The organism is Bacteroides sp. LFL-34, from assembly GCF_027257075.1.
GTDB lineage: Bacteria > Bacteroidota > Bacteroidia > Bacteroidales > Bacteroidaceae > Bacteroides > Bacteroides ovatus.
In genome coordinates this window covers 1-11,637 of the sequence record NZ_JAPQKZ010000084.1, presented here as the reverse complement: position 1 = coordinate 11,637, position 11,637 = coordinate 1, and the positions used below count along the sequence as shown (strand labels likewise).

Sequence of the window (11,637 nt, the reverse complement as noted above, 5' to 3'; positions counted from 1 at the left end):
AGTCTGATTCAGACTGCAAAAGTAATTTCAAATCGTTGCGCACCAAATACCATTACAACAAACTGAATTTCAACAATTTCAAAGAACGACTATGATTTTTTAGTGGACACTAATGATTTCATATTTATTTTTTGTTGAAGTCACTTGGACTGTATACCTCTATTCCTTTTTAGTTGAGGGGGGATGAGAAAATGCACAACGAGTGTGATTTAGGGCATTACTAAACTCAAACAGTCTAATCTCAAAATTATTTGTTCTTTGAAGGTCAATATTAAGAAAGCGAGTTCCGTATGCAGATTTAAATCCTTACGTCTTGAATCATTCTTTAAGGAATATCTATTTCCTCCAAGTGACAATAATTAATAGATCATTTTTTCTGAATATATAATACTAAATAGAGATTCTTTGACGGTGGTGGGCGTATCTTGTATTTGATACTGTAATCTTTTGGGGCTATCAGTATCACAATATGCTTTTTCATATGTAATTCCTAAGGTAAAGTAAACATATTTTCTTTATTGAAATATAGTTTGTTTTTGCGGAGTAAAAGTAATGATTTGGTATAATAAATAAATGATGAGTTATTGGCAAATGGTGTATTGTTATTGTTTGGTGTTGTTTTGTAGGTGATAAGTGTTGTGTTTTTGTATTATTTTAATTGATGATATTTGGTGGAAATAGTGAAACCGGAACTTTAACCAAATAGATGGTTAAAATTCCGGTTATATTATTTTACTGATAATAGGCGCATAAGCTCCTGTTAGTAAGGAAAGGATTTGTTTTTCCTCCCCTGTTTAATTGATAATTCTACATCTCGTAATAGTTTTTATTCCCTTTCATATCCTTGTATTTACCATTATGCAAATAGTTGATGTCCGGTTCATATTTATGGCCTCCTTCCACTCTATAAAAGGCTGCTGCCCCTGCATTTATGTTAGCATGATATGGTGTTGCTTCCAGTGCGTCCGACCAGAAAGGGATATTACGCATTATGTAAAGTTTGCCAAGACCTTTGTCATATAACTTTTCTCGTAACGTTTCCGGATACGATTCGTCATTTTCATAATCGAACGTATATTCGTCGGTGCTGAAACCGCCATATTGAGATTTGTCCAGTCCTGCTATTGGTTTTTCAATCGAGCTATCCTCCCATGGATTCATAATTTTGGTATTTACCCATGTCCAGGCATAATCAATATATTCACCTGCTCTGATACCCGCAGCCTCGGAGGCTAGTGAACCGGCCGGATCACCCGTTATGGTAACTGTAATCAGTTTGGTCTTGCCTAAAGATTCCCGTAGTGCTTTGATGAGCTTCGGATACGAGGTCGCATTGGCAGCCGGATGTCCGTTTATACCATATTCGGCACCTTCGTCCATGAGATTAATGCCATCTACACGGTAGTTGGCGAGCTTCTTGACTTCCGCTACAAAGGCTGTAATCTGCTCATCTGTCAGGTTGCAGAATCCCAAGCCGGTCCCTTCTGCTTTAAGGGTGACGCAACGCTTTATACCATAGCTGGAGAGTGACGACATATTGCTTAACTGCTTTTTGAAATTGGCTGATTGGTTCAGAGTCACTTTTCCATTCGCATATCCCAGTGTTGCGGCATTCACATTAATGATGTCATATAAATAGGCATACCACGACGTTTCCCATAACTCATAATGTCCGGGACCGAATGTTTCATTATCATATAATACCATGATAAATTCTTTGGCAATGGAGGCGTTGACTTTTTCGCCATCAATAAACCCTACCATCTTGTACTTTTTCATATCAGCCTTCATCGGGCTCAACCACGGATAAGTAGAGCGTTTATAATAAATCTTGTAATAGATTTCATTACTATCCCGTGACGGACGAATTCCGCTTTCTTCCGGTAGTTCTACGGTAATAGGGAGCAAAGAATAATCATGCAATGTGCCTAGCGGATTCAGGCGTACCATGATAGTATCCGACATTGTATCTCCTGCCTTAATAGTCATTGCACCATCGTTACTGATGCCCTCAATGCTGATAGTAGACATTTTCCGGTATTCCGTACCGTGTTCTTCATTGTATTTGTCTACTAAGTCGAGGTCGATTTTCATTGTGATTCGGGTGTCCTGTGCCACCGGCTTCACCGTTTGGTAGAAGAATGCAAAATCGGGAGTCTTGGTATTGGTCATGGTGATTTCCAGGTCACTGGTTGTCATATCACATTTTAGCATGCCAAAGTTATTGTCTAAAGCCGTCTCGTTAGGTAATTTACCTACGGGAGTGGCAATGGAATTATCTTCGCAGCCTCCTAGCATGCCGGTTACTAATGTAATGGCAGCCATGCAGAGAACATTTTTGAAGTTTATATTTCTTTTCATGTCCATGGTTATCTTTAAAGTGAATGATTACTTGTTGATTTGTGGAATTTCGATTCCCGTCGGCCACACAAGAGGTTCGGCAGATACTGCATCGAATCCGTGTTTCGAATGGTCCTTGACAATGTTTCCCTCACCTTCATTAAATTTCCAGTAAGCAAGCAGGCTTTCTTCGTTTTCAGGATCTTCCACTTTATACATATTCGTCCAGATTTCCTCTTTCGTACGGCAAGTGTTCCAGATACGTATCTCTGCGATGTTACCGTTGAGTTGCCGTAGCTCATCTTCATAAGAGCGTCCTATCTGGAATTCGCAATCCGGCGTTCCACAGATATCCACAGTAGCTCCTTTTCCATAAGAGATATCCTGACTTTGCAGTTGTCCGTTCACATAATAGGCAATAAAATGTTCCTTGGCGTTGTACACCAGCGCTATATGATACCATGTCATTGCATTCAGTGACTTAGCCCTGTCGGCGGCGGGGAATTTGACTCCGTCCGGTCCCTGCATCTGCAACTGTTGGCGTGGGAAACTTGTATCACCTATACGCATTAAGAAATGCTGTTCTACTCCCATGATCGTACTGATATCCGATGCACCGGCCGTATTGCTTGGTCCGCTGTATGTAAAGTCCTCTACATATACCAGTGCTTCCATGGTAATCTGACCTAATTCTTTCAGACAGGCATTTTTCTCTTCGTCGAGGAAAGTAGGCACTTCCAGATAATTGTCTTTCAGGTTGGCGGCTACCGTGATAGCGCTTGAACGGCGCACCAGATAGAACAATGTTTTCGAACCGTTCAATAGATGAACGCCACCCGACGTTTCAGAGATGGTGAGCGGAACCAGATAAGTTTTATCAATCTCCAGATCTAACAGGTTATTAAAATAGATCGTATCAATCAATGATTCACTCTTTTCGGCTTTGATAATCAGTTCGCTGTTCGACAGGCTATAATATTTACTATCCAGCATTCCATAATCAGTCCCGTGCCGGGCATTGAATTCGTTTATCAGTCCGGGATCCGCTTTCAGCTTCACTACGATGTCTTTTCCTGCCGGGTAAGTCAACTTGGCGCTGAAGGCACGTTTCTGTTCATTCAGCGTATTTCGGAAAGTCACTCTTTCTGAATTGCTGTTACTGGCTTCCTTGATATAGACCATGTTGTCGAATGGTGCTTTATTGCTGTAATCCGTATTGTCACAGGCAATCATCAGTCCGCAGATGATTGCAGCCAGAGAGATGATTATTTTATATCGTTTCATAGTTCCTCCTTTCATTAATTAATCGGTGATGGGTTCAGTTTTTGGATAGCATCACGTATACGGCGGTAGTTAGTCACCCCATCGGTGGCGAGATAATCTTCATTGGCATTGTAGATAGAAACTCCTGCCAGCGGACCATTGTTACCCAGTCCTGTGATGAAATGATTGATGATGTAGGCCATCCCTTCCGAGGTTTGTATAACATCCAAATCTTCCCGGCTGATGATACCGGTTTTACCGTCATCGGTCGGAGGAGTGGCTGTCGTTATCACTTTCTCTTTGGGCATTTTCCCATAGAAACCTACAGGTTGGCTCATATTCAGTTTTATTTCGAGTGAGCTTTCAAGCAACACAATTTGCCCATCCACGAAATAGTCTACCAAATCGATGAACGGCTCTTCGTATCTTCCGCTATAATCCACTGTAAATGTGACGATGCCATCAAAGAAAACCAACTTTCCATTATTAGCTTTCGGACCGCCGATAGCGGCAAGTTTTTCCCGGATAGCCGTCGTTACCTCATTGAAGAAATCGACATGCATCATACTTCCGGCACGACCAAACTGCACATAATAACCGTCAAATTCATCACTCTCCCCGTTTTTCAATGCCGCATTCATTTTCGTTTTGAATTCTTCCAGGTTTTCTGTCTCTTCGCATTGGTCGTAGAATTCGGATAAATTCTTGTAATAGAGAAATTTGGTGCCGGTCCGTTTGAGTTTGGATATGTCTTCCTTATCATAAACGGACAGATTATCAGCGTTGGTCAGCACCACAAAATCTACGCTATCGGGCAAGGAACGCAAGAAATCCTGTTCGCCCAATGTCGTACCCGGATTGTTGGCAAAACGTATTAACATTAACGTATGCTTCCGGTTTTTGTATTCTTTCAGACTTTGCTCGTATTTTTCATGCAAGCTGGGGTCTTGTTCGTCGGGAAATATAGGGTTGTAATCAACCGGTGTCGGTTCTGTCCAGTCGCTACAGGCAACGAACATCAGTGAGCAGGCTATGGTCAATATGACACTTATGAATGAATTCTGTTTCATTGTATCTTGGGTTTAAGTTCCACATTATTTTACATTCGGATTGCAGTCCCACCATAAGCGGGTAGCGCCGTTATCTTCTCCATTGAGCTTTCGCAGGGCACCGAGCATATTTTCCGCATTCAGCTGATATTCTTCAGCAGGATAGGAGAGACGTCGTATTCCCAGTGTCAGGTTAGTGATTCCCACTCCCTTGTTGTCCATTATCGGAAGGAATTTAGGATACCCTGTGCGGCGATGTTCGCACCAGGCTTCAATGCCCAGAGGAAACATGGCAATCCATTTTTGAGTAATGATACGTTCCAGGTTTTCTTCGAAACGGGTATTCTCCTTGTCCTCGTTCCAGGCAATGGTGATGCTGCTCGGAGATTGGGCGCTGTATGTACCTCTCGGGTCTTTGTAAGCCCCTGGCACCAATGTTTTATTCTGGGAGTATCCGCTTGCTCCGCTTGCGCCCCATTGCTCAAAGGAAAGGGTGATCGCCTTCTCATATAGCTGTTGGGCATCTCCGCTCATTGCCCATCCCCGCAGGGCACCTTCGGCGCGAAGGAACGTGACCTCGGCGGCAGTCATCCACATATACGTATCATTGGCAGTCATCAAACGGTTGGAATAGGTTTGTATCAACTCGTCGTCCGTCACTTTGGAAGGAAGAATACCAATGCGTAGCCCATAGTAATCGGTATCATCCTGATACTTTCCCTGGGTGAAGTATTTTTCCAAACGCGGATCGTTATATCCCTGCATATAGGAAACGATTTCCGCAGCTATCCGGTAATCCTTCCAATCATTGAAACAGAGAGCCGAACGATTCTCCTCCACATGCAGTTGCGCGTTGTCCTCATTGTTCTCTATCACACCTGCGGCTACGGCTTTCTCGGCTATTTCCCTGGCCAGTTCCGGTTTCACATAAACGATACGCATGGCTATGCGAAGCTGTAACGAGTGAAGGTATTTATACCATTTCCGCACATCTCCATAATAAAGATTATCCAGTTTCTTAAATCCTTCCGCACTTAGACCTAGATTCTCCTTCAGAGCTTTATCTGCTTCTTCCAATTCCTTGAACATAGCCACATAAACCTCCTCTTGAGAGTCATAAGGAGCACTAAGGCCGTTACCTTCCGTTTTATCTCCCAATACTTTGGTATAGGGAATCGGCCCGAACATATCCGTAGACCGGTGCATGATAGCGACTCGCAGAATCTTGGCGAATGCCAGTGCGACGGGGTCATTGGTACGGTTGATAATATCCCGGTAGGAAGGATACATTTCCGAGATAGGATCGGAGAACGAAGCCTTCAGCCAGTCCGACTTGGGATTATAAGTCGAGTATTTTTCAGTCCAACCCACACGAGTCTCTCCAAAATAACGCCCGTAGGCTCCTCCGCACATCGCTTCCACAAATTGATAAAGATGCTCTTGTGTGGGGACCACCAATGCTTCCATGCTCTTTAGAGACGAGCCGATGATATGGTTTTCGCGCATCAGTTCATCCTGCGTTGTCTCGTAAGGATTACGATTGATATCCATATCGATACAACTTCCCGTCCATAGCATCAGCGTTAGCAGGTATGCCAGTCGGAGGGTTGCTTTTCTGTATTCTTTCATTTGAGTATTCATAGTTTTAGAAGTTAATCTTTACATTAAAACCAAAATTGCGTGTACTGGGCATCATGAAGTAGTCGATTCCCTGATAGAAATTGTTTGTTGTAGCAATCGCTTCCGGGTCGAAAGGTGCTTTGCAATAAATCATCCACAGGTTACGTCCCACTACAGAGACGTTGATGTCGCAGATATTACCCAACCATTTGCGGGGGATGGTGTATCCGATGTGCGCTTCCTGCAAACGCAGATTTGTGGCACTATACGTATAATATTGCGGCAGCCCGCTTGAGGTAGCTACAATCTCGTAATACTGCTGTGCGTTCACCCAGCTACGTCCGTTGACGAGTACTCCGCCACGGTCACGGGTGGCAGCAGATGCTTCGGATACGCCATATTGGTCGAGAGCAGCCTGTGTGGCTGAATAAACAATACCTCCCAGGCGGGCACTTAATTGGAATCCCGCATAAATACCTTTGTAAGAAAAGCTGTTGTTCCATGCCAGGTTTGCTTTAGGAAATACGCTGCCTAATTTGATGTCAGGTAGATTATCCGTTTTGGCGACATCCCCATTTTTGTCTATCTGGATATATCCTTTATCGTCACGTATGAAGTCGGCATTCGTGTACAGGTCTCCCAGTGTGCCTCCTTCTTTCAGGATAAATTTGGTATATCCCAGTCCTTTTAGTTCAAGGCGGTCTTTGTTGACGATTTCTCCGGTTTCGGGATGCACATAGTCCTTAACCAACTCCACAATTTTGTTTTTATTCCAGGAGAAAGTGAAATTACTGTTCCATCCGAAGTCGCGCCATGTATGTCCGTAAGAGAGTAGCCCCTCGACACCGAGATTGCGTACATAACCGGTTTGCACATAAAGAGTCGAATAGCCGGAAGATACGGTGATTTTCGGGTCGAATGTCTGGTTATAGGTATTGGCATAGTAGAATGAACCACTGACTTTGAAATCCTTGAAGAAAGTTCCGTCCACACCTATTTCCCAAGAGTCGGTACGTTCCGGTTTCAGTTTGCCGATAGGATAATGGGTTTTGGCGTTCCAGTCCTGTTTGGTAGGGTCATAGCTGTAAGTCGGTTGTACCAGAAAACGCGGGTAGGGGGTACCCACAGAACTGAATGATCCGCGTACTTTCAGGTAATCAATCGCTTTGGGTAATGTCACCATTTCGCTGATTACTGCCGAAAGACCTACCGATGAATAGAAGAAAGAAGTAGGATTCGAGCCTTTCAACTGGGAAGCCCAGTCGTTACGTCCGGTCAACGTCAGGTACAGCATGCTTTTCCATCCTATTTCCGCACTGGCAAAAATAGACTGCGTCATTTCTTCCGAACCCTCCTGTGTTGCCCGTTTCTTGGCGTTGTCCAAATCAAATACATTGAATACGTTGGGCACTCCCGTGTCGCGAATCGGACCACCGTAACCCAGTAAATCACTGGAGTTGTCGCTCAATGAAGTACCGGCATTGACTACTACCGTGAAGTCGTCAATGCGTTTATTGATATTCACCATGAAGTCGGCATACGTTTGTGTCTCGTTCACCTTTTGAATGGTGTAATGTCCCTGGGTACTACCTTCGGTCAGTGTAGAGATCGTACTTGCGTATAGCTTTTGCTGATAAGTATTGTCGGTGTTATCCACGCGGATACGTGCCGATACATTCAGCCAGTCCAAAATGTCGTATGTCAGTCCGGCATTCAGCATATAACGCTTTTTCTCATTCGTGCGGACGTTCCGGTAAGCAATCCAGTAAGGATTCTGCATACGCAAATCCCCTTCACCTTGCGGCCAGTAAGCCACATTGATTTTACGTGCTTCGTCATAACGTTCGAAGGCTTTTACTAGAGAAAAGTCATCGCCCCGTGGAAACAGGTAAGCCGAAACCAATGGATTGGAATAAACTCCCTGATTGGTCATGTTGCGGTCATTTTGTATGATATAACTGGCTCCTACATCCAATTTCATCTTGTCATTCAGGAAATGAGTCGTATTGCGAAATGTGAAATTATATCGGTTGTACCTATTGTTCGGAATCATCCCTTCTGAATTGACTGCTGCGGCAGAAAAGAACGTTTGGTTCTTGTCCGTACCTGTCGAGAGGGTGATGGAGTTGCTGTAAGCCGCTCCCGTATCAAAGAAGTCGGTGGGTTCATATCCTGTTTGGTTGGCCGGATTCAGTTTAGGCCCCCAACTTAATATGGGAGAACCTTCCGCATCGCCCCGTGTACCGGTTCCATACCGATTCTGAAACTTGGGCAATACAAATGGGTTCATAAATTCCATGCTGCTTGAGAAAGTAGCCGACAGTTTTCCTATCTGTCCCCGCTTGGTAGTCACTACAATAGCGCCGTTGGCAGCGTTGCTGCCATACATTGCGGCTGCTGCCGCACCTGTCAGGAAAGAGATGCTTTCAATATCGTCGGGATTAATATCCGCAATGGCTTCCGTAACACCTTTGGAGTCAAATTCAGTACCGCCTCCACCGCCGAAGTTATACATCGGAATACCGTCAATGACGTATAGCGCATTACTGCTCTGCTCGATAGACTTTGTACCACGCATCACCACTTTACTGGCACCTCCCACACCGGAAGAAGAAGCATTAATGACAACGCCGGCAGCCTTTCCGCTCAAACTGTTGATAAAGTTGGCGTCTTTTATTTCCGGCATCTTGTCTGCTCCGATTTGCTGGACGTTGTAGCTCAATGCTTTTTGCTCGCGTTTGATGCCGAGAGCAGTTACTACAACTTCCGATAGCTGTTGCGTATCGGCTGTCAGTTGAATGCGGTAATTATTCTGGTTGGTGACTTTAATGCTTCCTGAAGTATAACCGATATAAGTAAATGTCAGTGTATTTCCGGTGGAAGCTTCGATCAGGAAGTTCCCGTCGATGTCTGTGAGATCCGGCGGCAGTGCCTTCCACTTTGATGTTCACTCCGATCAAGGGATCATTGTTTTCATCAACTACCTTACCGGTGATCTTTTTGGTCGGGTTACTTTCTTTCTTTTGTTCCGGAATAATCATGATATATTTCTCTTTCAGTTGATAGGTGAAACCTGTACCTTTGAGAATTTGAGCGAGCGCATTTTCCAACGAAGCCACCTCTATATTGAGGGTGATGGCCGGTTTGTTTTTCAGTTGGGAATCGTTGTAGCCTACGGACATGCCGGATTGTCTTTCAACTTCTTTCAGTGCTTCAATCACAGATATACTATTCTTTTTAATAGTGATTTTAGCGCCATTTTGTGCAAGGGAAACTGTTGTGGCGAGCATCAAACAGAAAAAAAGCATAAAACTTCTTCCCTTTGTCTTCTTGTCTACTATAAATTTATAAATTTGTAGCATTTTCTTAGTATTAGGTTATTGACTAAATTATTTCGAGGTAATTTGTAGAGTAAACTCTAATATTGGGAATTCAGATTTCATATCCGGGACGGAGTGAGGCCTCTGTTCCGGGTATTTTTTTGCATGGCATATAAGGTTAAAAAGTTATATTCTTGTCAGATAGCACTTGTCTTCTACTATTCTATAGTCCATTTGTCCGACCACGTTCACGATGATTTCCATCACTTCTTCGAGTGGTGCGTTGTCCTTGAAACGAAAACTGAACCTGTCGTTTTTGAGGTTCTTGATACTATATACAAAGGCATAAGGATATTTTCGCTCCAATACGTTGATGATGTCCGTCAGCGTCATCTTTTGCAGAACCAGTTCTCCGCGTTGCCAGGCTGTCACATCGTCCATATCCGGATTGGAGAGATCATATTTCTTATTGTTTCTGTTATAGGCAAACTGTTCGTTGGGATGGAGAATGACACTTGTTGTCAGATTGTTATAATCTACACGGATACTGCCTGAAATGAGGGTCGTTGCTATTTCCTGGCTTTCAGGGTAGGCAGATACATTAAATTCCGTACCTAAAGCAGTAATCTGTAAATCATTGGATTTCACGATAAACGGACGTTTCTTGTCCGGCTTAACCTTGAAGTTGGCTTCGCCTAACAGGAATACACTACGACTATCTCCGGTAAACTCCTGCGGATATAAAAGTGTACTTTTCGAGTTGAGTTGCACTTTTGTTCCGTCGGGCAGCGTCAAACTTCTCATTTCTGCTATCGGAATATATTGCTGTAACAAGTCGGTTTCCGCTTTTGTGCCTACAGTCGATAGATAGACCGAAGAGGCAAGCAGGAGGAATAAGATAGCGGCTGCGGATTGCCATATATGTATTGGGCGAATTCTTCTCTCTTTGGGTACGGTTGGAATACCTTCCTGTTTTTTCAGGCGCTCGTAAGACTTCTGCATTCCTTTCACGTTTTTTTGCCGTTGCGCTTTGTTCCATAGCTCTCTCAAAGCATCTTCTTTCTGGGATGCATGATCCTCATCTACCAGCCATTGATAGAATTCATTTTGGGTAGCTTCCGGATAGTTATTGCCGGTAAATAATATCAGTATTTTCTGAAAAAAGTTCCTCATTTGCGCTGTTCTTTTTAGTGGTTACACTATTAGCACAATCGAAAATGGGGGATTACTTAAAAGAAACACAAGAAAAATGCAATAAAAATAGTTTTTTTTATTTCGAGCAGGGTCAGATAGATTTGGTGTTCCACAGTTCGTACGGAAATATTGAGTGCTTGTGCTATCTCCATATTACTCATATTGTTGATGCGGCTCATTTCAAAAACTTTTCTGCGGCGTTCGGGAAGGCGGTCGAGAATTAGGCGGATGATTAATAGTGCTTCTTTATAATAGATAGGGTCGAGAGTATCTTCGGATTTTAGTAAGTCTTCGATTAGATATTTCTGCGATAATTGTTCCTGATAGGATTGTTCCAGTCTTTTGCGTTTGATGAAATTGAAAGTTGTGTTTTTAGTCATGTCGTAGATATACTGGCCTATGTCTTTGTTTTCCAGCCAGACCTCCGGTTGTGTCCATAATTTAGCGAACACATCCTGAATGATATCTTCTGCGTCCTCTTCAGATTTGAGCAAGTTTATAGCGAAATATTTAACAGCGGAATAGTGCGTGGTAAATATAATTTCGAATTGGCGGGCTAGATGAATAGGGTCTTGGTTTTGGCTCATAGGTTTATCAGGTCTGTTGGTATGAGACAAATGTATGTAAATAATTCAACAATACTAAGAAGCCAAGATTAGTATGCGAAAAAGGAAACTAAAAAAACGACTTCAAGTTCTGTGTTTTTATGAACTCTTAACTGTGAAAAGGAAAAAAATGAGGTTGTGTCAAAACGCTGACACAGCCTTTTTTTATGCGCAAAGCCCAGACTTTCTCAAGCCCGGGCTTTGTTATTACCCAAAGTTTTCGTATCTTTAGGTATAAAGTTTTTC

General features: G+C 43.2%; 6 protein-coding genes and 1 pseudogene. All 7 read right to left on the bottom strand.

The window, feature by feature from the left end; all coding sequences use genetic code 11:
- Nucleotides 1-807: 807 nt before the first annotated feature.
- On the bottom strand, nucleotides 808-2,361 hold the full coding sequence (locus N5O98_RS26135) for a BT_3987 domain-containing protein (RefSeq protein WP_022199558.1): 1,554 nt from the start codon (nucleotides 2,359-2,361) through the stop codon (nucleotides 808-810).
- A gap of 27 nt (nucleotides 2,362-2,388) precedes the next feature.
- On the bottom strand, nucleotides 2,389-3,624 hold the full coding sequence (locus N5O98_RS26130; protein ID WP_004317800.1) for a DUF1735 and LamG domain-containing protein: 1,236 nt from the start codon (nucleotides 3,622-3,624) through the stop codon (nucleotides 2,389-2,391).
- Between the two features lie 14 nt (nucleotides 3,625-3,638).
- On the bottom strand, nucleotides 3,639-4,673 hold the full coding sequence (locus N5O98_RS26125; RefSeq protein ID WP_004308086.1) for a glycoside hydrolase family 18: 1,035 nt from the start codon (nucleotides 4,671-4,673) through the stop codon (nucleotides 3,639-3,641).
- Nucleotides 4,674-4,697: 24 nt separating this feature from the next.
- On the bottom strand, nucleotides 4,698-6,293 hold the full coding sequence (locus N5O98_RS26120; RefSeq protein ID WP_004317801.1) for a RagB/SusD family nutrient uptake outer membrane protein: 1,596 nt from the start codon (nucleotides 6,291-6,293) through the stop codon (nucleotides 4,698-4,700).
- 4 nt (nucleotides 6,294-6,297) lie between these two features.
- A pseudogene (locus N5O98_RS26115) lies at nucleotides 6,298-9,634 on the bottom strand (TonB-dependent receptor).
- A 144-nt stretch (nucleotides 9,635-9,778) separates the two neighbouring features.
- Nucleotides 9,779-10,765 carry a FecR family protein gene (locus N5O98_RS26110; RefSeq protein WP_004308082.1) on the bottom strand — a complete coding sequence of 329 codons (987 nt, stop codon included), beginning with the start codon at nucleotides 10,763-10,765 and terminating at the stop codon, nucleotides 9,779-9,781.
- Nucleotides 10,766-10,821: 56 nt separating this feature from the next.
- A complete protein-coding gene (locus N5O98_RS26105) occupies nucleotides 10,822-11,373 on the bottom strand; it encodes an RNA polymerase sigma-70 factor (protein WP_004317803.1) in 552 nt (183 codons plus the stop codon).
- Between the last annotated feature and the right edge of the window lie 264 nt (nucleotides 11,374-11,637).